Source organism: Pseudomonas sp. AFG_SD02_1510_Pfu_092, assembly GCF_003331055.1.
GTDB lineage: Bacteria > Pseudomonadota > Gammaproteobacteria > Pseudomonadales > Pseudomonadaceae > Aquipseudomonas.
The window spans coordinates 109,480-133,816 of record NZ_PUQD01000003.1 but is presented as its reverse complement, the minus strand read 5'-3'; the positions used below and the strand labels follow the sequence as shown (position 1 = coordinate 133,816).

The window sequence follows — 24,337 nt, the reverse complement described above, 5'->3', positions numbered from 1 at the left end:
CGGTAATGAAAGTTCGTGCATCGGTGAAAAAGCTGTGCCGTAACTGCAAGATCATCCGTCGCGAAGGCGTCGTACGAGTGATCTGCAGCGCGGAACCGCGTCACAAACAGCGCCAAGGCTGAGTGTGATCTGCGCTTCAAACCCAGCAGCTAGTGTGCTGCTGGGTTGATTATTCGTTTCTACAGCGATATTATCTCGCGCCCTATTTCTTGGCTTCCGGGGCGTAGGTAGCTGTCAATTGGAGTCCCACTGAATGGCCCGTATTGCAGGCGTCAACATTCCAGATAACAAGCATGCTGTTATCTCGCTGACCTACATCTATGGTGTCGGTCGCACTACTGCACAGAAGATCTGTGCAGACGCTGGTGTCAACCCAGCCGCTAAGATCAAGGATCTGAGCGACGAGCAAATCGAAACCCTGCGTGGCGAAGTCGCGAAGTTCACCACCGAAGGTGACCTGCGTCGTGACATCAACATGAAGATCAAGCGCTTGATGGACCTGGGTTGCTACCGCGGCCTGCGTCATCGTAAAGGTCTGCCGGTTCGCGGTCAGCGCACCAAGACCAACGCACGCACCCGTAAGGGCCCGCGTAAGCCGATCCGCAAGTAATCGCCCAGGAATATAGACATGGCAAAACCTGCTGCTCGTCCTCGTAAGAAAGTCAAAAAGACAGTGGTTGATGGCATCGCCCACATCCACGCTTCTTTCAACAACACCATCGTGACCATCACCGACCGTCAGGGCAATGCTTTGTCCTGGGCGACCTCCGGTGGTTCGGGTTTCCGTGGTTCGCGCAAATCCACCCCGTTCGCAGCCCAGATCGCTGCTGAGCGTGCTGGTCAAGCTGCGCTGGAATACGGTCTGAAGAACCTCGACGTAAACGTCAAGGGTCCAGGTCCAGGTCGTGAGTCCGCCGTTCGTGCACTGAACAGCTGCGGCTACAAGATCGCCAGCATCACCGACGTGACGCCAATCCCGCATAACGGGTGCCGTCCGCCGAAGAAGCGTCGCGTGTAATCAGGAGACAGATAAATGGCACGTTACATTGGTCCAAAATGCAAACTGTCTCGTCGTGAAGGCACTGACCTGTTCCTGAAGAGCGGCGTTCGCGCTCTGGAATCGAAGTGCAACATCGAAGCAGCCCCAGGTATCCACGGCCAGCGCCGTGGCCGTCAGTCCGACTACGGTACCCAGCTGCGCGAGAAGCAAAAAGTTCGTCGTATCTACGGTGTTCTGGAGCGTCAGTTCCGCGGTTACTACCAGGCTGCAGCCTCGAAAAAAGGCGCAACCGGTGAGAACCTGCTGCAACTGCTCGAGTGCCGTCTGGATAACGTCGTCTACCGTATGGGCTTCGGCTCGACTCGTTCCGAGTCGCGTCAGCTGGTTTCGCACAAAGCGATCAGCGTCAACGGTAAGACTGTGAACATTCCATCCTACCAAGTTCGTCCGGGTGACGTGGTCGCGGTTCGCGAGAAGTCGCTGAACCAGCTGCGCATTGTTCAAGCCCTTGAACTGTGCGCCCAGCGTGGCCGCGTTGAGTGGGTTGATGTGGATGCTGCTAAAAAGTCGGGCGTTTTCAAGAACGTTCCTGCTCGCAGCGACCTGTCTGCCGACATCAACGAGAACCTGATTGTCGAGCTCTACTCCAAGTAAGGGCTAGAAAATAGGTGCATCCATGCAGATTTCGGTAAATGAGTTCCTGACTCCCCGCCACATTGATGTGCAGGTAGTCAGTCCGACCCGCGCCAAGATTACGCTCGAGCCTCTCGAGCGTGGTTTCGGCCATACCCTGGGCAACGCGCTGCGTCGCATCCTGTTGTCCTCCATGCCTGGCTGTGCAGTAGTCGAGGCCGAGATCGACGGCGTACTCCACGAGTACTCCGCGATCGAAGGTGTTCAGGAAGACGTCATTGAAATCCTGTTGAACCTGAAAGGCCTGGCTATCAAACTGCACGGTCGTGACGAAGTTACGCTGACCTTGTCGAAAAAGGGTTCGGGGGTGGTTACCGCTGCCGATATTCAGCTGGATCACGATGTCGAGATCGTCAACCCCGATCACGTAATCGCGAACCTGGCGTCGAACGGCGCCCTGAACATGAAGCTCACCGTAGCTCGTGGTCGTGGTTACGAGCCGGCCGACTCCCGTCAAACCGACGAAGACGAAAGCCGTAGCATTGGCCGTCTGCAGTTGGACGCTTCGTTCAGCCCGGTGCGTCGTATCGCCTACGTGGTCGAGAACGCCCGTGTTGAACAGCGTACCAACCTGGACAAGCTGGTCATTGATCTGGAAACCAACGGCACCCTGGATCCTGAAGAGGCTATCCGCCGCGCTGCGACCATCCTGCAACAGCAGCTGGCCGCGTTCGTCGACCTCAAGGGTGACAGCGAGCCTGTCGTAGTCGAGCAGGAAGACGAGATCGATCCGATCCTGCTGCGTCCGGTTGACGACCTGGAACTGACTGTACGTTCGGCCAACTGCCTGAAGGCGGAGAACATCTACTACATCGGCGACCTGATTCAGCGTACCGAAGTAGAGCTGTTGAAGACTCCTAACCTGGGCAAGAAGTCCCTGACTGAAATCAAGGACGTCCTGGCCTCTCGTGGTCTGTCTCTCGGCATGCGCCTCGACAACTGGCCGCCTGCAAGTCTTAAGAAAGACGACAAGGCGACCGCCTGATCGTCGTAATCACCGAACGTAGTGTTTGGTAAGGAATGAATCATGCGTCATCGTAAAAGTGGACGTCACCTGAGCCGTACCAGCTCTCACCGCAAGGCTATGTTCCAGAACATGGCAGTGTCGCTGATCGAGCACGAGCTGATCAAAACCACCCTGCCGAAAGCCAAGGAACTGCGCCGCGTTGCCGAGCCGCTGATCACCCTGGCCAAGGAAGACAGCGTAGCTAACCGTCGTCTGGCCTTCGACCGTACCCGTTCGAAGTCCGCCGTTGGTAAGCTGTTCAACGACCTGGGCAAGCGTTACGCCACTCGTCAGGGCGGCTACCTGCGCATCCTGAAGTGCGGTTTCCGCGCTGGCGACAACGCGCCTATGGCGTACGTCGAGCTGGTTGATCGTCCTGTCGGCGGTGCTGTAGAAGCTGCTGAGTAAGACGTTCTGTCTGCTGCAAAGAACCGGGCCTAGTGCCCGGTTTTTTGTTTCTGCATATATTGTTTATTTCTATTGATACAAGACATGTAATGAATTTGTGTCTGTAACATGGCTCGTCAATACTCTCTCCACAGCCGCCAAGCCGGCATTTGAAGACCGATATGGAGAGCCCATGAGCAAGATTCTCACCACCGCCAGCGGTGCACCCGTAGCCGATAACCAGAATTCCCGTTCCGCCGGCCCGCGTGGCCCGTTGCTGCTCGACGACTTCCACCTGATCGAGAAGCTTGCCCATTTCAACCGCGAGAACATTCCTGAGCGCCGCGTGCACGCCAAGGGCTCGGGCGCTTATGGCACCTTTACCGTTACCCGCGATATCACCGCCTACACCAGTGCCAAGCTGTTTGAGCAGATTGGCAAGCAGACCGAGACCTTCCTGCGCTTCTCCACCGTTGGTGGCGAGCGTGGCTCTGCGGATACCGAACGCGACCCGCGCGGTTTTGCCGTGAAGTTCTACACCGAGGAAGGCAACTGGGACATCGTCGGCAACAACACGCCGGTGTTCTTCATCCGTGACCCGCTGAAGTTTCCGGATTTCATCCACACCCAGAAACGCCATCCGCAATCGAACCTGAAGAATGCCCAGATGATGTGGGATTTCTGGTCGCACTCCCCGGAGGCGCTGCACCAGATCACCATCCTGTTCTCTGATCGTGGCATTCCGGATGGCTACCGTCACATGCACGGCTTTGGCAGCCACACCTATAGCCTGATCAACGCTGCGGGTGAGCGCACCTGGGTCAAATGGCACTTCAAGACCCAGCAAGGCATCAAGAACCTTGCTCCGGCAGACGCCGCACGCCTGGCTGGCACTGACCCGGATTACGCCCAGCGCGATTTGTTCGAGGCCATCGAGCGGGGCGATTACCCGCGCTGGACTGTATGCATCCAGGTGATGAGCGAAGCTGAGGCTGCCAGCCGTGATGAAAACCCTTTCGATGTGACCAAGACCTGGTCGCAGAAGGACTACCCGTTGATCGAGGTAGGCGTGCTGGAACTCAACCGCAACCCGCTCAACTACTTCGCTGAGGTCGAGCAGGCTGCGTTTGGCCCGAGCAACATGGTACCGGGTGTCGGTCTGTCGCCGGACCGCATGCTGCAAGGTCGGGTATTTGCCTACGCTGACGCGCACCGCTACCGCGTGGGCACCAACCACCAGCAACTGCCGGTCAACGCGCCGCGCTGCCCGGTCAACAGCTATCAGCGTGATGGGTCGATGGCTGTCGGCAGTTACGGTAGCGCGCCGAACTACGAGCCCAACAGTTACAGCGATGCGCCCAAGCAGTCGCCACGCCATGCCGAGCCTGCACTGGCCCTGAATGGTTCCGCTGACCGCTACGACCACCGCGAGGACACCGACTACTACAGCCACGCCGGTGCATTGTTCCGCCTGATGAGCGATGAGCAGAAAGCCCTGCTGATCAGCAACATTGCCGGGACCCTGGCAGGGGTCAGCGAGGATGTCGTGCAGCGTCAGCTGCAGTACTTCTTCATGGCCGACCCGGCCTACGGCGAGGGGATTGCCAAGGCCTTGGGCGTCAATCTCGCTTAAGTCGAAGTGATAAGAAGAACCGCCCTCATTTGGGCGGTTTTTCAATGAATATCACTACTGTTTAACCGATTTTTTGCTTCTAATTGCGCGTTTTTCAGTGACCGAAGGCAAAAGCTGGTTCACACTATGTGGCATAGACGTTTTCACATGGAGAAACAGGGCGATGCAAGGTCACCCGGACGTAATCAACTACCTCGTCACGCTGCTGAAGGGCGAACTGGCAGCACGCGACCAGTACTTCATTCACTCGCGTATGTACGAAGACTGGGGCCTGGCCAAGCTCTACGAGCGCATCAACCACGAAATGGAAGAAGAAACGCAGCACGCCGATGCCCTGATGCGCCGCATCCTCATGCTCGAAGGCACTCCAGACATGCGTGCGGACGACTTGGAAGTGGGCACTACCGTACCGGAAATGATCGAGGCTGACCTGAAGCTCGAGTACAAGGTGCGCGCTGCGCTGTGCAAAGGTATCGAGCTGTGCGAACTGCACAAGGACTACATCAGCCGCGACATCCTGCGGGCGCAGCTGGCTGATACCGAAGAAGATCATACCTACTGGCTGGAGAAGCAGCAGGGGCTGATCAAGGCCATCGGCCTGGAGAATTACCTGCAGTCGCAGATGTAAAAAGACGGGGGCTGCGTTGCAGCCCCCATGGCCTTACGCCCGATCCCGCTCCAGCAGCGGTTTCAGGTAATGCCCGGTATACGACTGCTTCATCTCGCTGAGCTCTTCCGGCGTTCCGCAGGCAATGATCTGCCCCCCCTTGGAACCACCCTCCGGCCCCAGGTCCACCAGCCAGTCCGCAGTCTTGACCACATCCAGGTTGTGCTCGATCACCACCACGGTATTGCCGTGGTCGCGCAGACGATGCAGCACATCCAGTAGTTGCTGAATATCGGCGAAGTGCAGGCCCGTGGTCGGCTCGTCGAGGATATACAGGGTCTTGCCGGTATCGCGTTTGGACAGTTCGCGCGACAGCTTTACCCGCTGCGCTTCACCGCCCGACAGCGTGGTCGCCGACTGCCCCAGCTTGATGTATGAAAGCCCTACATCCATCAACGTCTGCAGCTTGCGCGCCAGCGCCGGTACCGCGTCGAAGAACTCGCGGGCATCCTCGATGGTCATTTCCAGCACCTCGTGGATGTTCTTGCCCTTGTATTTGATTTCCAGGGTTTCGCGGTTGTAGCGCTTGCTCTTGCACACATCGCACGGCACGTAGATGTCGGGCAGGAAGTGCATCTCTACCTTGATCAGGCCATCGCCCTGGCAGGCTTCGCAGCGGCCGCCCTTGACGTTGAACGAGAAGCGCCCCGGGCCATAGCCGCGCGAACGCGATTCCGGCACGCCGGAGAACAGCTCGCGGATCGGCGTGAAAATACCGGTGTAGGTTGCCGGGTTCGAGCGGGGCGTTCGGCCGATCGGGCTCTGGTCGATATCCACCACCTTGTCCAGGTGCTGCAGGCCATCCATGCTGGCATGCGGCGCCGCCTCAAGGCTGCTTGCACCATTCAGTGCCGTGGCCGCCAGCGGGAACAAGGTATTGTTGATCAGGGTTGATTTGCCCGACCCGGACACCCCGGTCACACAGGTCAGCAGGCCGATCGGGATTTCCAGGTCGACGTTCTGCAGGTTGTTGCCCCGCGCCCCTTTGAGCTTGAGCTGCAGCTTTTTGTTGCGTGGGGTGCGCTTGGCCGGCACAGCGATCTTCTTGCGCCCGGAAAGGTACTTGCCGGTCAGCGAATCAGGGTGGGCCATGACCTCCTGCGGCGAGCCCTCGGCGACGATCTTCCCGCCGTGCACACCGGCCCCTGGGCCGATGTCCACCACATAGTCGGCCAAGCGAATGGCGTCCTCGTCGTGTTCCACCACGATCACCGTGTTACCCAGGTCGCGCAGGTGGTTGAGGGTGGCCAGCAAGCGGTCGTTGTCGCGCTGATGAAGGCCGATGGACGGCTCGTCGAGGATGTACATCACCCCCACCAGGCCGGCGCCGATCTGGCTGGCAAGGCGGATACGCTGCGCTTCGCCGCCAGACAGGGTATCGGCGCTGCGGTCGAGGGTAAGGTAGTCGAGGCCGACGTTGACCAGAAACTGCAGGCGCTCGCAGATTTCCTTGAGGATCTTCGCCGCGATTTCGCCCCGGCGGCCGGTGAGGGTCAGGTCGCCGAAGTAGTTGCTGGCTTCACCGATCGGCAGGTTGGTCACCGCCGGCAGGGTCTTCTCGCCCACCCACACATGACGAGCCTCACGGCGCAGGCGCGTGCCGCGGCAGTCCGGGCATGGCTGAGTGCCAAGGTACTTGGCCAGTTCTTCGCGCACAGTGGCCGATTCGGTCTCGCGATAGCGGCGTTCCAGGTTCGGCACGATGCCTTCGAACGGGTGCGAACGCTTGACGATGTCGCCACGGTCGTTGAGGTACTTGAAATCGACACTCTGTTTGCCGCTGCCCTGCAGAATCACCTTCTGGTGCTCGGCCGACAGTTCGCCGAACGGTTCCTCCAGGCTGAAGCCGTAGTGCGCGGCCAGCGAACCGAGCATCTGGAAGTAGTACACGTTGCGCCGGTCCCAGCCACGAATCGCGCCTTCGGCCAGGGTGAGCTCGGCATTGACCAGGCGCTTGGTGTCGAAGAACTGCTTCACCCCCAGGCCATCGCAGGTCGGGCAAGCGCCGGCCGGGTTGTTGAAGGAGAACAGCTTCGGTTCCAGCTCGCTGATGGCATGGCCACAGACCGGGCAGGCGAAGCGCGCGGAAAAGATCGTCTCTTCGCCGGGTTCGTCGTCCATCGGCGCCACCAGGGCGATACCGTCGGCCAGCTTGAGCGCGGTTTCGAACGATTCGGCCAAGCGCTGTTGCAGGTCGGCGCGAACCTTGAAACGGTCCACCACCACATCGATGCTGTGTTTCTTCTGCTTGTCCAGCTTGGGCAGTTCATCGAGTTCGTAGAGCTTGCCATTGACCCTGGCACGCACGAAGCCCTGGGCGCGCAGCTCGTCGAACACCGCCAGGTGCTCGCCTTTGCGTTCGCGCACCACCGGCGCGAGCAGCATCAGCTTGCTGCCTTCCGGGCGTTCGAGCACCAGGTCGACCATCTGGCTGATCGTTTGCGCCTCCAGCGGGATATCGTGGTCCGGGCAGCGTGGGGTGCCGACGCGGGCGTACAGCAGGCGCAGGTAGTCGTAAATCTCGGTGATGGTGCCGACCGTGGAGCGGGGGTTGTGCGAGGTCGACTTCTGCTCGATGGAAATGGCCGGTGACAAGCCTTCGATGGTGTCGACATCGGGCTTTTCCATCATCGACAGGAACTGCCGGGCATAGGCCGACAGCGATTCCACATAGCGGCGCTGGCCTTCGGCGTACAGGGTGTCGAACGCTAGGGATGACTTGCCGGAACCGGACAGGCCGGTGATCACGATCAGCTTGTCCCTGGGCAGGGTCAGGTCGATGTTCTTCAGGTTGTGGGTACGTGCCCCACGAATCAGGATCTTGTCCACTGCGGCCTCGCTCGGCGGGCATAAACAAGGAAGTATACGGCGCGCTGCCAGTACGCGGCAAAGCGTCGCGTAGATGCCGTCAAGCTGTCGGACTGATAGAATCGCCGCCGGTTCACACGAGATTAATCCATGCACGACACCCACAACGAGCGCATGAGTGGCGACGAAACCCGCGCTGCTGGCGGCCTGGCCCTGGTCTTTGCCTTTCGTATGCTGGGCATGTTCATGGTCTTGCCGGTGCTGGCCACCTACGGCATGGACCTGGCCGGCGCCACGCCTGCGCTGATCGGCCTGGCCATCGGTGCCTATGGCCTGACCCAGGCCGTACTGCAGATCCCGTTCGGGATGATTTCCGACCGCATCGGCCGCCGGCCGGTCATTTACCTGGGGCTGGTAATCTTCGCCCTGGGCAGTGTGCTGGCGGCCCAGGCCGACTCGATCTGGGGCGTAATCGCCGGGCGTATCCTGCAGGGGGCCGGGGCGATTTCCGCAGCGGTCATGGCGTTGCTGTCCGACCTTACCCGCGAGCAGCACCGGACCAAGGCCATGGCGATGATTGGCATGAGCATCGGCCTGTCGTTCGCTGTCGCCATGGTCGTCGGGCCATTGTTGACCAGTGCCTTCGGGTTGTCAGGATTGTTCCTCGCCACGGCAGGACTTGCCCTGGTCGGCATTCTGCTGATCGCCTTTGTCGTACCCAATGCCCACAGCATTCTGCAGCACCGTGAATCGGGCGTGGCGCGCCAGGCCATCGGCCCGACCCTGCGTCATCCGGACCTTCTGCGCCTGGACGTGGGCATATTCATCCTCCACGCCATCCTCATGGCCAGCTTCGTCGCGCTGCCGCTGGCTTTCGTCGAGCGTGGCGGCCTGCCGAAGGAGCAGCACTGGTGGGTATACCTGACCGCGTTGTTCATCTCATTTTTTGCAATGGTCCCGTTTATCATTTACGGCGAGAAAAAGCGCAAGATGAAACGCGTGCTGGCTGGCGCGGTCAGCGTGTTGCTGCTGGTGGAGGTGTTCTTCTGGCAGTGGGCTGACGGTTTGCGCGGACTGGTGATTGGCACCGTGGTATTCTTTACTGCATTCAACCTGCTGGAGGCATCGCTGCCTTCGCTGGTCAGCAAGGTGTCGCCTGCAGGTGGCAAGGGAACGGCCATGGGGGTTTACTCCACCAGCCAGTTCCTCGGCGCTGCCTTGGGAGGAATCCTCGGTGGCTGGTTGTTCCAGCACGGCGGGCTGAACATGGTGTTCCTCGGTTGTGCGGTACTGTGTGCCATCTGGTTGGTCGTTGCCTTGCGCATGAACGAGCCGCCCTATGTGACCAGCCTGCGCATGCCACTGACGCCAGAAGCAGTCCGGGAAGCCGGCCTGACCGAGCGCCTGATGGCCGTGCCGGGTGTGACCGACGCCGTCGTGGTAGCAGAAGAAGCTGCCATCTATATCAAACTGGATACGAAAATTTTGGACCGTACGACCCTCGAGCGCCTGGTGAACCCGGCCTCTTCGGCGTGCGAAGCCTAGGAGAACGTTATGGCCCGTGGGGTTAACAAAGTCATTCTGGTCGGCACCTGTGGCCAGGATCCCGAAGTCCGCTACCTGCCCAACGGTAACGCCGTGACCAACCTGAGCCTGGCCACCAGCGAGCAGTGGACCGACAAGCAGTCGGGCCAGAAGGTCGAGCGTACCGAGTGGCACCGTGTGTCGCTGTTCGGCAAGGTTGCCGAAATTGCCGGCGAATACCTGCGCAAGGGTTCGCAGTGCTACATCGAAGGCAAGCTGCAGACCCGCGAATGGGAAAAAGACGGTATCAAGCGCTACACCACCGAAATCATCGTCGACATCAACGGCACCATGCAGTTGCTCGGCGGTCGCCCACAGGGTCAGCAGCAGGGCGGTGACCCGTACAACCAGGGTGGCGGCAACTACGGTGGCGGCCAGCAGCAACAGTACAACCAGGCTCCACGCCAGCAGGCTCCGCGTCCGCAGCAGGCTCCGCAGCGCCCGGCACCGCAGCAGCCAGCCCCGCAGCCGGCGGCTGACTTCGACAGCTTCGATGACGATATTCCGTTCTGATTTGAACGGTTAGGCGTCTGACAAGACCAGAAGCCCAGGGCAGAGTTGCCCTGGGTTTTTCATTTGTGGGGAATGCCAGAAGAGAAGGTGAGGGCTGCCTTGAGCCTATCTCCCGGCGAGCACATCACCGGTGCTAATTCCCACCATTTGGTGATGAGGCTTTTTTATATGCAATGGCACGTACCCTGTGGGAGCGGGCGTGCCCGCGAAGAATCCAACACAGTGCCTGGCACCGGCTACACCGGTGTTCGCGGGCATGCCCGCTCCCACAGGGCGCGTGGGTTACTGCTATGGCGCAATCCTGTGAGGGTGGGTCCAATCAGCCAGCGCTTCAATAGAACAACCGCGGCTCCGGCGAATCCAGCAAGCTGACCAGCTTGGTCAAGGCAAAACCCAATTCCTCGCGCTTGGGCGCCATCAAGGCGATGCGTACGCCGCAGGTGGCGTGGCTGCGTTCTGGCAGGAACTGGCTGCCACTGACTACCGTGACGCCGTTGTTGCGCGCCAGGTTGGCGAATTCGTCGCTGGTCCATGGCTCTGGCAACTCCAGCCAGATATGGAAGCTGTTCGGCTGACTGCGGATCTTGTACTTGCCAAGAATCTCCCGGGCCATTTGCTGGCGCGCGGCTGCTTCTTCCTGTTGAACCCGCACCAGTTGGTCGGCCATGCCGCTGTTGATCAGGTTGCTGGCCAGTTGCGCCATCAGCGGTGACGGCATCCAGACACTGCTGCGGACCATCGACGACAGCCGCGAGAGGGTTTGCGGTGGGGCGTACAGATAGCCGATGCGCAGCGCCGGCAATACGCTCTTGGACAGGCTGGTGAGGTACACCGAGCGCTCGGGCGCATAAGCGGCCAGTGGCTGGTAATCCGGTGCGGGCTCGAGGAAGCCGTAGATATCGTCATCAACGATGAACAAGTCGAACTCTCGGGCGATCTCGGCGATAGCCTGGCGCCGTGCGTGGGGCATGATCGAATTGGTCGGGTTCTGGTGGGTGGTGACGCACACCAGGAGGGAAGGGCGGTGTTCCACACAGGCCGCACGCAATGCCTCGGGAATCAGGCCGTGCTCGTCCATGGCTACGCCGCGCAGGCGGCGGCCCATGCTGTGCGCCAGGGAGATGATGCCTGGGTAGCAGAACGACTCGCACAGCACCACATCGTCACTTTTCGACAGGCTGCTGATGGCCACCAGCAGGCCGTGCTGGGCACCTGAAGTGAGCACTACTTGCTGCCAGCGCGCCTCGGGCAGCCAGCGCTGGATCCAGGCGGCACCGGCCTGCTTGTGGGTTGCGTGACCGCCCTCGGTGACGTAATCGAGTACCTGCCCCAGGTCTGGCGAGGCGGCCAGCTCGTTTATGGCCCCGCGCAGCCAGTCGGTCATGTGGGCATCGTTGGGCTTGATGATCGACAGGTCGATCTGGCCACTCTCACGCTGCGCGGTTGCAGGCTTCGACGGTGCGGCCGGCACAGGGGTAGACCCTTGTAGCTGCCGTTGCTGCAGCACGAACGTGCCGCGGCCGACTTCACCCACCACCAGGCCGCGTTTGGCGGCTTCGTCATAGGCGCGGCCGATGGTGCCGGGGGTCACGTTCAGGGACTCGGCTAGGTCCTTGAGTGTCGGCAAGCGTTCGCCAGCCACCAGCCGGCCACTGCCAATGTCCTGCTCCAAGGCGTCGGCGATCATCAGGTAGACCGGCTGCGCCAGGTCGCTGTAGTGAGGAACCCACATAGAAATGGCACCAGAATCTGCGAGAACGCGGAAGCCTAGCACGAAAGGTCTGATGGAAGTAATTGTGTTTTCTTACGGGTAAATTGCCCCGATTGAGTCGTTCCTTGTTTGTCTTATTCGGTATCAGCTACTCGTCCGCGAAGCGACGGTCTCTTCTGAAGAGCACGTGTTGCTTGGCAAGAGGAGTAGAAATCTTTTGAAATCAATAAGTTGATTGATTCGATGCAATCAGGTGTTTTTGCACCTTTGGAAATGGATTGAATCGACTCAAGTTTTGTAATTACAATGATTGAGTCGATGCAATGTGCGAATGCCCCAGCGGCTTTCAGCGCTGCCATCGCACAGCTGTGAACGGCTTCAAAAAATACAACGTCTGCCGCCTCTGCCCGGCTTAGCACGACACCGACGGCCTCAAGCCAGCTCAACGGAATATCACTCGAAATGGAAAGCGCACACCTGCAACAAGGGGCCGAGCCTCAGACCTCACTCGAGATCCGCCTGCCCTGGGTCATCTCCAGCGCCTGGCAAACCCTGCTGAACAACACCCCGCTCGATTTCGAGACGAGCAAAGAACTTTATCCACAGCTCAAGGACCAGGCGCAGGAAGTGCTGGGGAAGGCCCTGTGCCAGCGCATCCGTGGCTTCGTCGAAGACCCGCACCTCACCAGCATGATCGTGCGCAACTGCCCCCGTGATCAGGACATCCCACCCACGCCCTATTCCGGTGTACTCAGCCCACGGAGCACGCCCATTGCCTGCCTGGTCAGCCTGACCATGCAGAGCCTGATGGGCATCAACCCGGTTGTTTATGAAGGTGAGAACGATGGCCGCCTGTTCCGCCATGTGATCCCGTCGCGCAATTCTTCCAGTCACAAGAGTTCCCATGGTTCGCGGCTGCGCTTTTCCTACCATGTGGATAACCCGGACCTGCCGCTGTCTTCGGAGCCACTGGCCAGCGCTTCCTGCTGCCCGGAGTACCTGTCGTTCTTCGGCATGCGCTGCGACCCGCGGATCAGCACCACGCTGGTCAACCTCGATGCGGTAGTCGGGGCGCTGCCTGCATCGACCGTGCGTGAGCTGTGCCTGCCGCAATTCGAAATTCGCCGCCCGGACTCGTTCACCGGCAAGCGTCGTTGCACCGCAGAGTTGCCGGTTCTGGTGCGTGGCCACGCTGGTGAATGGCTGTGCCGCTTCGACAGCGAGAACACCCACGGCCTGAACCTGCGCGCCGAGCAGGCCCTGGGCAGCCTGCGCGGCGTACTGGAAACCCGCCGCTTCGATGAGCCGCACCTGTTGCTGCCGGGCGACTTCATGATCTTCAAGAACCAGCGCGTGCTGCATGCCCGCGACGGTTTCGAGCCGCAGAACGATGGCGCCGACCGCTGGCTGTTGCGCCTGTTCGCGGTCAACGACCTGAACCGGGTGTACTTCGCCCGGGCCGACCATCTCTACGAAGTTCTCTCCTGATCCCTTTCACTGACTCGACGGAAGCATTTTTATGGAACTGTTAGGCGCTTTTTGGGCGGAACACTGGCTGCTGGCGATCCTCATGCTGGGCGCGATTGCCTTCGTCGCCGGCTTCGTCGATAGCATCGCCGGGGGCGGCGGGCTGTTCCTAGTGCCGGGCTTCCTGCTGGTCGGCATGCCGCCGCAAGTGGCGCTCGGCCAGGAAAAACTGGTCAGTACCCTTGGCACCCTGGCGGCCATTCGCAACTTCCTGGCCAACAGCAAGATGGTCTGGCAGGTGGCGCTGGTCGGCGTGCCGTTTTCGCTGCTCGGTGCCTACCTGGGCGCACACCTGATCGTGTCGATCTCCCAGGAAACCGTAGGCAAGATCATCCTGGCGCTGATCCCGCTGGGCATCCTCATCTTCCTCACGCCCAAGGATCGCCCGGTCGAAGAGCGCGAACTCTCATCGCGCATGCTGTTCACCGTGGTTCCGCTGACCTGCCTGGCCATCGGTTTCTATGACGGCTTCTTCGGCCCTGGTACCGGCAGCATGTTCATCATCGCCTTCCATTACCTGCTGCGCATGGACCTGGTTTCCAGCTCGGCCAACTCCAAGACCTTCAACTTTGCATCCAACATCGGCGCCCTGGTGGCCTTCATCATGGCCGGCAAGGTCGTCTACCTGCTGGCCTTGCCGCTGGTGGCCTGCAACATCCTCGGCAACCACCTGGGCAGCGCCCTGGCCCTGCGCAAGGGCAACGAAGTGGTGCGCAAGGTGCTGGTGTTCTCGATGCTCTGCCTGTTCACCAGCCTGGGCGTGAAGTACCTGGCCTGACCCCATCCATAGGAGAAAACTGATGAAAACCGCATTCGTAACCGGCGCCTCCTCGGGCTTTGGCCGCGCCATCTGCCGTACCCTGATCGGCAAAGGCTACCGCGTGATCGGTGGCGCCCGGCGCATGGACAAACTGCAGGTGCTGGAAGCCGAACTGGGCGTCAACTTCATTCCGCTGGCACTCGATGTGACCGACCCGGCATCGCTCGAGGCGGCAGTCGGGCAGATTCGCGATGCTTCGCTGCAGATCGACCTGCTGGTCAACAACGCCGGGCTGGCGCTGGGCGTAGACCGTGCCCAGGCCAGCAGCGCAGAAAACTGGCAGCGGATGATCGACACCAACATCACCGGCCTGGCCATGGTCACCCACAAGATCCTGCCGCAGATGGTGGAAGCCGACAGCGGCATGATCATCAACATCGGCTCGATCGCCGGCACCTACCCTTACCCGGGCGGTAACGTATATGGCGCCAGCAAGGCCTTTGTCCGGCAGTTCAGCCTCAACCTGCGCGCCGACCTCGCGGGCACTCGCGTGCGGGTGAGCAACATCGAGCCGGGGCTGTGCTCGGGCACCGATTTCTCGCTGGTGCGCCTGAACGGTGACCTGGATGCCGTGCAGGCCTTGTATCGCGACGTAGAGGCCATCCTGCCCGAGGACATTGCCGCCACGGTGGCCTGGATTGCCGAACAGCCGGCGCATGTGAACATCAACACCATCGAAATCATGCCTGTGGCCCAGAGCAGCGCGGCGCTGAACGTGGTGCGCAACCTGCCGCGCTGTTGATGGGCCTGCGATAGAGCCTTCTGCTGACTCATGTCATCGCACCTTCGCGATTCTTGGCTAGTCTTACCTGTTGGCGGCCATCAACTGGCCGCCACCGTGACTACCAAGAGGCGCCGGCCATGTTCCGTGCGTCCACCACCTGATCAGGAGTGCACGATGGACCTGAACCGTCGGCAGTTCTTCAAGGTCGCCGCCGTCGGCCTTGGAGGCTCGAGCCTTGCGGCGTTGGGCATGGCCCCGACACCGGCATTCGCCGAGCAGGTGCGTCACTTCAAGTTGGCGCATACCAAAGAAACCCGTAACACCTGCCCCTACTGCTCGGTCGGCTGCGGCCTGATCATGTACAGCCAGGGCGATGCGGGCAAGAATGTCAAACAGAACATCATCCATATCGAAGGTGACGCCGACCACCCGGTCAACCGCGGCACCCTGTGCCCGAAAGGTGCCGGCCTGCTGGACTTCATCCACAGCCCGAGCCGCCTGCAGTACCCGCAGGTACGCAAGCCCGGCAGTAAGGAATGGGTGCGGGTCAGCTGGGACGAGGCACTCGACCGCGTCGCCGACCTGATGAAGCAGGACCGCGACGCCAACTTCATCGAGAAGAACGCCCAGGGGCAAACGGTCAACCGCTGGCTCACCACCGGTTTTCTCGCTGCCTCCGCCGCCTCCAGCGAGGCTGGCTACCTGACCCATAAGGTCATCCGTGCAACAGGCATGCTGGGGTTCGATAACCAGGCTCGTGTCTGACACGGCCCGACGGTGGCAAGTCTTGCCCCGACGTACGGCCGTGGCGCCATGACCAATCACTGGTCCGATATCGCCAACGCGAATCTGGTCCTGGTGATGGGTGGCAACGCAGCAGAAGCGCATCCGTGCGGCTTCAAGTGGGTGACCGAGGCCAAGGCGCACAACAAGGCGCGGCTGATCGTGGTCGACCCGCGGTTTACCCGTACCGCTTCGGTGGCGGACTACTACGCACCGATCCGTACCGGTACCGACATCGCCTTCATGGGCGGGCTGATCAACTACCTGCTGAGCAACGACAAGATCCAGCACGAGTACGTGCGCAACTACACCGACGTGTCGTTCATCGTCAAAGAGAACTATGGCTTCGAGGACGGGCTGTTCAGCGGCTATGACGAGGCCAAGCGCGTATACGCCGACAAGTCCGGCTGGGGCTACGAGTTGGGCGAAGACGGTTTTGCCAAGGTCGACCCGAGCTTGCAGCACCCGCGTTGCGTGTTCCAGCTGATGAAGCAGCATTACAGCCGCTATACCCCGGAACTGGCCAGCATGACCTGTGGCATGCCGCAGGACGCGATGCTGAAAATCTGGGAAGAGATCGCCAGCTGCTCGGTACCGGGCAAGACCATGACGATTCTCTACGCGCTGGGCTGGACGCAGCATTCGATCGGCGCGCAGATCATTCGCAGTGCGGCCATGGTCCAGCTGCTGCTGGGTAACGTCGGCATGCCGGGTGGCGGGGTCAACGCCTTGCGCGGGCACTCCAATATCCAGGGCCTGACCGACCTCGGCCTGCTGTCCAATTCGCTGCCGGGTTACCTGACCCTGGCTGGCGATGCCGAGCAGGACTACGCCGCGTACATCGACAAGCGCGCCTCCAAGCCGCTGCGCCCGGGGCAACTGTCGTATTGGCAGAACTACGGCAAGTTCCATGTCAGCCTGATGAAGGCCTGGTACGGCGCCAATGCCACGGCAGAAAACAACTGGGGCTACGACTGGCTGCCCAAGCTCGATGTACCTGCGTACGACGTGCTGCGCATGTTCGAGATGATGGGGCAGGGCAAGGTCAACGGCTACATGTGCCAAGGCTTCAACCCGATCGCCGCGCTGCCGGACAAGAACCGCGTCACCGCAGCGCTTGGCAAGCTCAAGTGGCTGGTGATCATGGACCCGCTGGCCACCGAGACCTCGGAGTTCTGGCGCAACGCCGGGCCGTTCAACGATGTCGACACGGCCAATATCCAGACCGAAGTGATCCGCCTGCCCACCACCTGCTTTGCCGAGGAGGACGGCTCGCTGGTCAACAGCAGCCGCTGGCTGCAGTGGCACTGGAAGGGTGCCGACGGCCCGGGCGAGACCCGCACCGATGTGCACATCATGAGCGAGCTGTTCCTGCGCCTGCGCCAACGCTACCAGGCCGAGGGCGGCGCCTACCCCGACCCGCTGATGAACATCAGCTGGCCCTACAAGATTGCCGAAGAGCCATCCCCGGAGGAACTGGCCAAGGAAATGAATGGCTGGGCGGTAGCCGACGTCACCGACCCGACCGGGGCCGTGATCAAGGCCGGCCAGCAACTGGCGGGCTTCGGCCAGCTCAAGGATGACGGCAGCACTGCATCCGGCTGCTGGATCTTCGCCGGCAGTTGGACCGAGCAAGGCAACCAGATGGCCCGCCGCGATAACAGTGACCCGTACGGCATGCACCAGGTGCAGAACTGGGCCTGGGCCTGGCCGGCCAACCGGCGCATCCTCTACAACCGTGCCTCCAGCGACCCGCAAGGCAAGCCGTGGGACCCGCAGAACAAGCGCCTGGTGTGGTGGAACGGCAAGGCCTGGACCGGTACCGACGTGCCCGACTTCAAGGTCGACTCGCCGCCCGAGGCGGGGATGAACCCGTTCATCATGAACCCCGAAGGCGTGGCGCGGTTCTTCGCCATCGACAAGATGGCCGAAGGCCCGTTCCCCGAGCACTATGAGCCGTTCGAGACGCCGATTGGCATCAACCTGCTGCATCCGCAGAACAAGAAGGCCACCAGCAACCCGGCCGGGCGGGTCTTCGACTCGGTGTGGGAAACCCTCGGCACGCACGACGAGTTCCCGTACGCGGCGACCACCTACCGGCTGACCGAGCACTTCCATTTCTGGAGCAAGCACTGCGGGCTCAACGCCATCGCCCAGCCAGAGCAGTTCGTCGAGATTGGCGAGGTGCTGGCCAACGAGAAGGGCATCAAGGCCGGTGACCGGGTGCGGGTGTCGAGCAAGCGCGGGCATATCGAGGCGGTGGCGGTGGTGACCAAGCGGATTCGCCCGCTCAAGGTCAACAACCAGACCGTGCACCAGATCGGCATCCCGCTGCACTGGGGCTTCACCGGGGCCACGCGGCATGGCTATCTGACCAACACCCTGGTGCCTTTCCTGGGTGACGGTAACACCCAGACGCCAGAGTCCAAGTCGTTCCTCGTCAAAGTGGAGAAACTCTGATGGCCAGCCAAGACATCATTGCCCGCTCGGCCACCACCACCGTGCCGCCTTCGGTACGCCAGCAGCAGGAAGTCGCCAAGCTGATCGACACCACCAAGTGCATCGGCTGCAAGGCCTGCCAGGTGGCGTGTTCGGAGTGGAACGAACTGCGTGACGAGGTCGGCCACAACCACGGCACCTACGACAACCCCCAGGACCTCACTGCCGAGACCTGGACGTTGATGCGCTTCACCGAGCACGAGCGCGACGACGGCAACCTCGAGTGGCTGATCCGCAAGGACGGCTGCATGCACTGCGCCGAGCCAGGTTGCCTGAAGGCCTGCCCGAGCCCGGGGGCGATCATCAAGCACGCCAACGGCATCGTCGACTTCAACCAGGACCATTGCATCGGTTGCGGTTATTGCATCACCGGCTGCCCGTTCAACATCCCGCGCATCTCGCAGAAGGACCACAAGGCCTACAAGTGCACCCTGTGTTCCGACCGCGTGACCGTAGGCCTGGAGCCAGCCTGCGTGAAAACCTGCCCGACCGGGGCGATCGTGTTCGGCAGCAAGGACGAGATGAAGGTGCATGCCGCCGAACGTATCGTCGACCTGAAGTCGCGCGGCTACGACCAGGCCGGGCTGTATGACCCGGACGGCGTCGGCGGCACCCACGTGATGTACGTGCTGCACCATGCCGATACGCCTAAGCTGTACGCCGGCCTGCCGGACCAGCCCGTTATCAGCCCGCTGGTCGGGCTGTGGAAGGGCATCACCAAACCGCTGGCGCTGCTGGCCATGGGCGCGGCGGTACTGGCCGGGTTCTTCCACTATGTGCGGGTCGGGCCACAGCGGGTGGAGGAGGACGAGCAGCCCGCAGCGCAGGATGAAAGCGTGCACCAGGTGGACCCGTCGGTCCATGTCTATGATCCGGCCAAGCCCGGCGGGCAAGGGGAGCAGCGACCATGAACGACAACAAACCCATCCTGCGCTACAACGCCAACGAACGTAGCAACCACTGGGTCGTCGCGATCCTGTTCATGCTTGCCGGGCTGTCCGGGCTGGCGCTGTTCCACCCGGCGCTGTTCTGGCTCAGCCACCTGTTCGGCGGCGGGCCTTGGACGCGCATTCTGCATCCGTTTCTGGGCGTGGCGATGTTCGTGTTCTTCCTCGGCCTGGTGTTGCGTTTCTGGCGCGCGAACTTCATCACTGCCAATGATCGGCTATGGCTGCGGCGTATCGATCGGGTGATGCTGAACAGGGAGGACGGCGTGCCAGCGATCGGCAAGTACAACGCCGGGCAGAAGCTGCTGTTCTGGACCCTGTTGCTGTGCATGCTGGTGCTGTTGGTCAGCGGCGTGGTGATCTGGCGTGCCTGGTTCAGTCATTACTTCGACATCGGCGCCATTCGCCTCGCCACCTTGCTTCACGCCCTGGCGGCGTTCGTGCTGATCCTCAGCATTATCGTGCACATCTACGCCGGCATCTGGATCAAGGGCTCGGTCGGCGCCATGCTGCATGGCTGGGTCAGCCGCGCCTGGGCGCGCAAGCACCATGAGTTGTGGTACCGCGAAGTGACTGGCGACAAGACGCCAGGCAATCACGGACGAAAAGAAGGATGAACGCTTGAGCACGATACTCGAACCTGGGCAGATCGAAGCGTCGGCGGTGATGCCACCGTTTCTGCACCTGCCCCCCGCCAACCTGTTCGAGCTGCGCGCCGCGCGCCTGGAGCAGCTGGCTGATGGCAATGCCCTGGGGGATTACCTGAAGCTCGTCGCGCGGTTGTGCCGTATCCAGCAGCAGCTTGTGGATAACCCGCCTGCTGGCATGCCGGTGGCCGAGCAGCGTCAGCGCCTGTGTATAAGTCATGGCTTGCCGCCGTTGGCGGCCGACAGCCTGGTGCGCGAAGGGCCGTGGCTGGTCTGGCTGCAGGCTTTGCTCGAGCGCTTTCAGGGTGAAACCGGCGGTCCGCTGGGTGATGCGTTGCAGGTGCTGCGCGGCAGTGATGGCGAGCAGCGCAAGGGCTGGGGCATCGCCTTGCTCGGCGGCCAGTACGACGCGGTACCCGCAGCGCTGGTGCCGTTCATTGGCGCGGCCTTGCAGGCGGCGTGGTCCAGCTGGCTGTTGGCGTTGCCCGCGCCCGAACTCAAGCCCGCTGGCAGCCTTGCCCAGTGCCCGGCCTGCGGTTCGCCGGCGATGGCCGGAGTGGTGCGCAACCGTGGCAAGCACAATGGCCTGCGCTACCTGGCCTGTTCACTGTGCGCCTGCGAATGGCATGTGGTGCGGGTCAAGTGTGTGTACTGCGAGTCGAGCACGGACCTGCGCTACACCAGCCTCGACGATGACCGCCATGCGCCGGGCAAGGCGCCGCTGCGCGCCGAGTGCTGCCCAGGGTGCGACAGCTACCTGAAACAGAACTACCTGGAAAACGATGCGGCGGCTGAACCGCTGGCCGACGACCTGGCCAGCCTGGCGCTGGATATCCGCCTGGACGAGGAGGGCTTTCATCGCCTGGCACCGAACCTGATGCTCGCGCCCGGATAGTGGCTGAGTGTCTACACTGTAAGACCGAGTCGCCCTATTCGCGGGCATGCCCGCTCCCACAAAGGCCTGCGCAGAACCTTGTGGGAGCGGGCGCGCCCGCGAAGAGGCCAGAACAGACAACGGAATAGTCAAGGTAGTACCGCATGCCCTCCAGCCTCGCCAGCGACACCCCACGCCTGCCCTCCATCGACACTCTGCTGCGCCACCCGGCCTGCCTCCCGCTGATCGACCGCCACGGCCGCGATGCAGTCCTGGCCACCCTGCGGCAACTGCTCGACGAGCTGCGCGACCCCGCCCGCAACGGCCAGCTCAGTGCCGCCGAACTGGCCGCAGAAGTGCTACTGGGCCGCACCGGCGAACGCCTGGCGGTCCAGCAACGCAGCCAGGTTCGCCGTGTGTTCAACCTCACCGGTACCGTGCTGCACACCAACCTCGGCCGTGCCCTGCTGCCGGAGCAGGCCATCGAGGCCATGCACACCGCCGCCCGTTACCCGCTCAACCTGGAGTTCGACCTGGCCACCGGTAAGCGCGGCGACCGTGACGACCTGATCGAAGGCCTGATCCGTGAGCTGACCGGCGCCGAAGCCGTCACCGTGGTCAACAACAACGCCGCCGCCGTGCTGCTGGCGCTCAACAGCCTGGGCGCGCGCAAGGAAGGCATCATTTCCCGTGGCGAACTGATCGAGATCGGCGGTGCCTTCCGCATCCCCGACATCATGGCCCGCGCCGGCGTGAAGCTGCACGAAGTCGGCACCACCAACCGCACCCACGCGCGCGACTACGAGGCTGCCGTCAACCCGCGCAGCGGCCTGCTGATGCGCGTGCATTGCAGCAACTACAGCATTCATGGCTTCACCACCCAGGTACCCACCGCCGAACTGGCGTGCATCGCCCACCAACACCATCTGCCGCTGCTCGAAGACCTCGGCAGCGGTAGCCTGCTCGATCTTACCCGCTGGGGCCTGCCCGCCGAGCCGACCGTGCGCCAGGCCCTGGCTGACGGCGCCGATATCGTCACCTTCAGTGGCGACAAGTTGCTCGGCGGGCCGCAGGCCGGGATCATCGTCGGGCGCAAGGAGCTGATCGGCAGGATCAAGAAGAACCCGCTCAAGCGTGCGCTGCGTGTCGACAAGATCACCCTCGCTGCACTCGAAGCGGTGCTGGCGCTGTACCGCAACCCCGACCGCCTGGCCGAGCGCCTGCCCAGCTTGCGCCTGCTGACCCGCAGCCAGGCCGAAATCCAGGCCCAGGCCGAGCGCCTGGCGCCGGCGCTCAAGGCCCGTCTCGGCGAGCAGTGGCAGGTCAGCGTGGAGCCGGCGTTGGGCATGATCGGCAGTGGCAGCCAGCCGGTGGCGCGCCTGCCCAGTGCTGCGCTGTGTCTGCGCCCGCAGGTGTCGAAGAAATTGCGTGGGCGCAGCCTGCATGTGCTGGAGCGGGCCCTGCGTGACCTGCCGGTGCCGGTGCTCGGCCGTATCGCCGACGACGCCCTGTGGCTGGACCTGCGCCAGCTGGATGACGAAGCCCAGTGGCTGGCGCAGCTGCCGGCCCTGCAATTGGGGCCGGTCCAGTGATCGTTGGCACTGCCGGCCATATCGACCACGGCAAGACCGCACTGCTGCAGGCGCTGACCGGCCAGGCCGGTGACCAGCGACAGGAGGAGCGTGCGCGTGGCATGACCATCGATCTTGGCTACCGTTACGCGGCCTTGACCGAAGGGGCGCCGCTGACCGGTTTCATCGACGTACCGGGCCACGAGCGCTTCATCCATAACATGCTGGCTGGCGCCCACGGTATCGACCTGGTGCTGCTGGTAGTGGCGGCCGACGACGGGGTCATGCCGCAGACGCGTGAGCACCTGGCGATCATCGAACTGCTGGCTATTCCCCAGGCACTGGTGGCAATCAGCAAATGCGATCGGGTAGAACCGGCCCGTCTGGCCGAAGTGCAGGCGCAGGTCAGCCAGTTGCTGGCGCCCGGTCGGCATGCCGGTGCCCTGCAGTTTCCCTTGTCGAGCGTGACCGGCGAAGGTGTCGAAGCCCTGCGCCAGGCCTTGCTGGCAGCGCAGCAGCGCGTACGCCAGCGCAGCGTACGCGGCGGTTTTCGCCTGGCCGTGGACCGTGCGTTCGCCGTTACCGGTGCGGGCGTGGTGGTGACGGGCACCGCGCTGGCCGGGCGGGTCAGTGCCGGCGACACCTTGTTGCTGGGCAAGGCTGGAAAATCGGTGCGTGTGCGCGGCCTGCATGCCCAGAACCAGGCCGCGCTGGTGGCCGACGCGGGGCAGCGGGTGGCGTTGAACATCGCTGCCGAGCGCCTGGCGCTGGAGCAGCTGCATCGTGGTGACTGGCTGGTGCCCGAATGGCTGCACGCCCCCAGCGTGCGGGTCGATATCGAACTGCACCTGCTGCCGGGCGAAACCCGTACCTTCGAACATTTCAGCGCGGTTCACGTACACCTCGGCACCCAGGATGTGACCGCCCGGGTCGCCTTGCTCGAAGGCGAAACCCTGACAGCAGGCCAGCGCATGTTCGCCCAACTGCTGCTCAACGCGCCGCTGCAAGCGGTTCATGGCGACCGCCTGGTGCTGCGCGACCAGCGTGCCCAGCGCACCCTGGGGGGCGGCAAGGTGCTCGACCCGTTCGCGCCAAGCCGGCAGCGCCGCAGCGATGAACGTCTGCGCCAGTTGCAGGTGCTGCGTGACGCCGAGGACCTGGAGCAGGCCCTGCCGGCACTGCTCGCCAGCGCCCCGGGCGGTATCGACCCACAGCGCCTCGAGCGGCAGTTCAATCGCCTGCGCGAAACCTGGCAGTTGCCGGAAGACGCACGGGTGGTGGCCACGCGCCTGGGGCAACTGTTGTTCAGCAATGCGAACTGGCAGGCGCTCAAGCGCCAGGTGCTCGAGCAGCTGGCGCGGTTCCACGCCCAGGAGCCCGACCAGCTCGGCCCGGACCGCGACCGCCTGCGCCGCTTTGCGGCCTTGCCGCTGGAGCGGCCGGCATTTGTCAGCCTGCTGGATGAGCTGCTTGAAGAGGGTGCCATTGCCAGCAGTGGGCCGTGGTTGCACCTGCCCGATCACAAGGTGCAGTTGAGCGAAGCCGACAGCGCGCTGTGGGCGCGTCTGCAGCCGAAGTTGCTGGCAGGGCAATACGATCCGCCCTGGGTCAGGACGCTGGCGAGCGAGGAGAATTGTGCCGAAGCCGATGTGCGCCTGTTGCTGCGCAAGCTCGCCCGGCTGGGCCTGGTGCACCAGGTGGTGCGCGACCTGTTCTACCCCGAGGCGACGCTACAGCGCATGGCAGAGCTGTTGCTGGGCCAGGCCGGTGACACACCGATAGTGCAGGTTGCCGCGTTTCGCGATATGTTGGGCATCGGTCGCAAGCGCAGTGTGCAGATACTGGAGTATTTTGACCGCATCGGCCTGACCCGCAGGGTGGCCGATCAGCGTCACATTCGCGCCGACAGCGCCCTGGCCCAGCAGCAGGCCAGGCACTGAGTT

At 62.4% G+C, this 24,337-nt stretch carries 22 protein-coding genes; 19 read left to right on the top strand and 3 right to left on the bottom strand.

Features of this window, described 5'->3' with window-relative positions; genetic code table 11:
* Positions 1–5: 5 nt before the first annotated feature.
* The 8 genes from rpmJ (at position 6) to bfr (ending at position 5,347) form a co-directional block, all read left to right on the top strand.
* Entirely contained in the window at positions 6–122 is a 117-nt protein-coding gene (gene rpmJ, locus C6A77_RS02860) for a 50S ribosomal protein L36 (protein ID WP_002555468.1), read from the top strand.
* Between the two features lie 131 nt (positions 123–253).
* Positions 254–610, top strand: a complete 357-nt coding sequence (rpsM, locus tag C6A77_RS02855) for a 30S ribosomal protein S13 (RefSeq protein ID WP_003257112.1) — start codon at positions 254–256, stop codon at positions 608–610.
* An 18-nt stretch (positions 611–628) separates the two neighbouring features.
* Positions 629–1,018: a 30S ribosomal protein S11 gene (gene rpsK / locus C6A77_RS02850; RefSeq protein WP_003255454.1), complete on the top strand. Its 390-nt coding sequence runs from the start codon at positions 629–631 to the stop codon at positions 1,016–1,018.
* Between the two features lie 15 nt (positions 1,019–1,033).
* On the top strand, positions 1,034–1,654 hold the full coding sequence (gene rpsD, locus C6A77_RS02845; RefSeq protein WP_003257114.1) for a 30S ribosomal protein S4: 621 nt from the start codon (positions 1,034–1,036) through the stop codon (positions 1,652–1,654).
* Positions 1,655–1,676: 22 nt separating this feature from the next.
* Positions 1,677–2,678, top strand: coding sequence for a DNA-directed RNA polymerase subunit alpha (gene rpoA, locus C6A77_RS02840; RefSeq protein ID WP_003255452.1), 1,002 nt, complete (start codon positions 1,677–1,679; stop codon positions 2,676–2,678).
* 42 nt (positions 2,679–2,720) lie between these two features.
* Positions 2,721–3,107, top strand: a complete 387-nt coding sequence (gene rplQ, locus C6A77_RS02835; protein WP_003255451.1) for a 50S ribosomal protein L17 — start codon at positions 2,721–2,723, stop codon at positions 3,105–3,107.
* Between the two features lie 172 nt (positions 3,108–3,279).
* Positions 3,280–4,719, top strand: a complete 1,440-nt coding sequence (locus C6A77_RS02830; protein WP_114167942.1) for a catalase — start codon at positions 3,280–3,282, stop codon at positions 4,717–4,719.
* Positions 4,720–4,882: 163 nt separating this feature from the next.
* On the top strand, positions 4,883–5,347 hold the full coding sequence (gene bfr / locus C6A77_RS02825) for a bacterioferritin (RefSeq protein ID WP_114167941.1): 465 nt from the start codon (positions 4,883–4,885) through the stop codon (positions 5,345–5,347).
* A 33-nt stretch (positions 5,348–5,380) separates the two neighbouring features.
* Here the strand turns inward: bfr and uvrA are convergent, their stop codons facing one another.
* On the bottom strand, positions 5,381–8,215 hold the full coding sequence (gene uvrA / locus C6A77_RS02820) for an excinuclease ABC subunit UvrA (protein ID WP_161959642.1): 2,835 nt from the start codon (positions 8,213–8,215) through the stop codon (positions 5,381–5,383).
* Between the two features lie 129 nt (positions 8,216–8,344).
* Between uvrA and C6A77_RS02815 the strand changes: the two genes are divergently transcribed.
* Positions 8,345–9,739, top strand: coding sequence for an MFS transporter (locus tag C6A77_RS02815; RefSeq protein ID WP_114167940.1), 1,395 nt, complete (start codon positions 8,345–8,347; stop codon positions 9,737–9,739).
* A 9-nt stretch (positions 9,740–9,748) separates the two neighbouring features.
* A complete protein-coding gene (locus C6A77_RS02810) occupies positions 9,749–10,291 on the top strand; it encodes a single-stranded DNA-binding protein (protein ID WP_114167939.1) in 543 nt (180 codons plus the stop codon).
* Positions 10,292–10,622: 331 nt separating this feature from the next.
* On the opposite strand, the gene C6A77_RS02800 is transcribed toward C6A77_RS02810, so the two are convergent.
* Complete coding sequence (locus tag C6A77_RS02800; protein ID WP_114167938.1) at positions 10,623–12,023, bottom strand: PLP-dependent aminotransferase family protein; 1,401 nt, start codon at positions 12,021–12,023, stop codon at positions 10,623–10,625.
* A 113-nt stretch (positions 12,024–12,136) separates the two neighbouring features.
* On the bottom strand, positions 12,137–12,448 hold the full coding sequence (locus C6A77_RS25255) for a hypothetical protein (protein WP_133295861.1): 312 nt from the start codon (positions 12,446–12,448) through the stop codon (positions 12,137–12,139).
* A gap of 16 nt (positions 12,449–12,464) precedes the next feature.
* Here C6A77_RS25255 and C6A77_RS02795 point away from each other — a divergent pair, with 16 nt between their 5' ends.
* The 9 genes from C6A77_RS02795 to selB all read left to right on the top strand — a co-directional run bounded on the left by C6A77_RS02795 (position 12,465) and on the right by selB (position 24,334).
* On the top strand, positions 12,465–13,490 hold the full coding sequence (locus C6A77_RS02795; protein WP_114167937.1) for a TauD/TfdA family dioxygenase: 1,026 nt from the start codon (positions 12,465–12,467) through the stop codon (positions 13,488–13,490).
* Between the two features lie 31 nt (positions 13,491–13,521).
* Positions 13,522–14,307, top strand: a complete 786-nt coding sequence (locus C6A77_RS02790; protein ID WP_114167936.1) for a TSUP family transporter — start codon at positions 13,522–13,524, stop codon at positions 14,305–14,307.
* Positions 14,308–14,329: 22 nt separating this feature from the next.
* Positions 14,330–15,091 (top strand): SDR family NAD(P)-dependent oxidoreductase, encoded by a 762-nt coding sequence (locus tag C6A77_RS02785; protein WP_114167935.1) that lies wholly within the window; start codon positions 14,330–14,332, stop codon positions 15,089–15,091.
* A gap of 156 nt (positions 15,092–15,247) precedes the next feature.
* Complete coding sequence (gene fdnG / locus C6A77_RS02775; protein WP_153064658.1) at positions 15,248–18,316, top strand: formate dehydrogenase-N subunit alpha; 3,069 nt, start codon at positions 15,248–15,250, stop codon at positions 18,314–18,316.
* Complete coding sequence (gene fdxH, locus C6A77_RS02770; RefSeq protein ID WP_114167932.1) at positions 18,316–19,266, top strand: formate dehydrogenase subunit beta; 951 nt, start codon at positions 18,316–18,318, stop codon at positions 19,264–19,266. The genes fdnG and fdxH overlap by 1 nt, the downstream gene beginning before the upstream one ends.
* Entirely contained in the window at positions 19,263–19,919 is a 657-nt protein-coding gene (locus C6A77_RS02765; protein ID WP_114167931.1) for a formate dehydrogenase subunit gamma, read from the top strand. The genes fdxH and C6A77_RS02765 overlap by 4 nt, the downstream gene beginning before the upstream one ends.
* 4 nt (positions 19,920–19,923) lie before the next feature.
* Positions 19,924–20,844, top strand: a complete 921-nt coding sequence (gene fdhE, locus C6A77_RS02760) for a formate dehydrogenase accessory protein FdhE (protein WP_114167930.1) — start codon at positions 19,924–19,926, stop codon at positions 20,842–20,844.
* A 143-nt stretch (positions 20,845–20,987) separates the two neighbouring features.
* Positions 20,988–22,415 (top strand): L-seryl-tRNA(Sec) selenium transferase, encoded by a 1,428-nt coding sequence (gene selA, locus C6A77_RS02755; protein ID WP_114167929.1) that lies wholly within the window; start codon positions 20,988–20,990, stop codon positions 22,413–22,415.
* Positions 22,412–24,334, top strand: a complete 1,923-nt coding sequence (gene selB, locus C6A77_RS02750; RefSeq protein WP_114167928.1) for a selenocysteine-specific translation elongation factor — start codon at positions 22,412–22,414, stop codon at positions 24,332–24,334. The genes selA and selB overlap by 4 nt, the downstream gene beginning before the upstream one ends.
* Positions 24,335–24,337 lie beyond the last annotated feature (3 nt).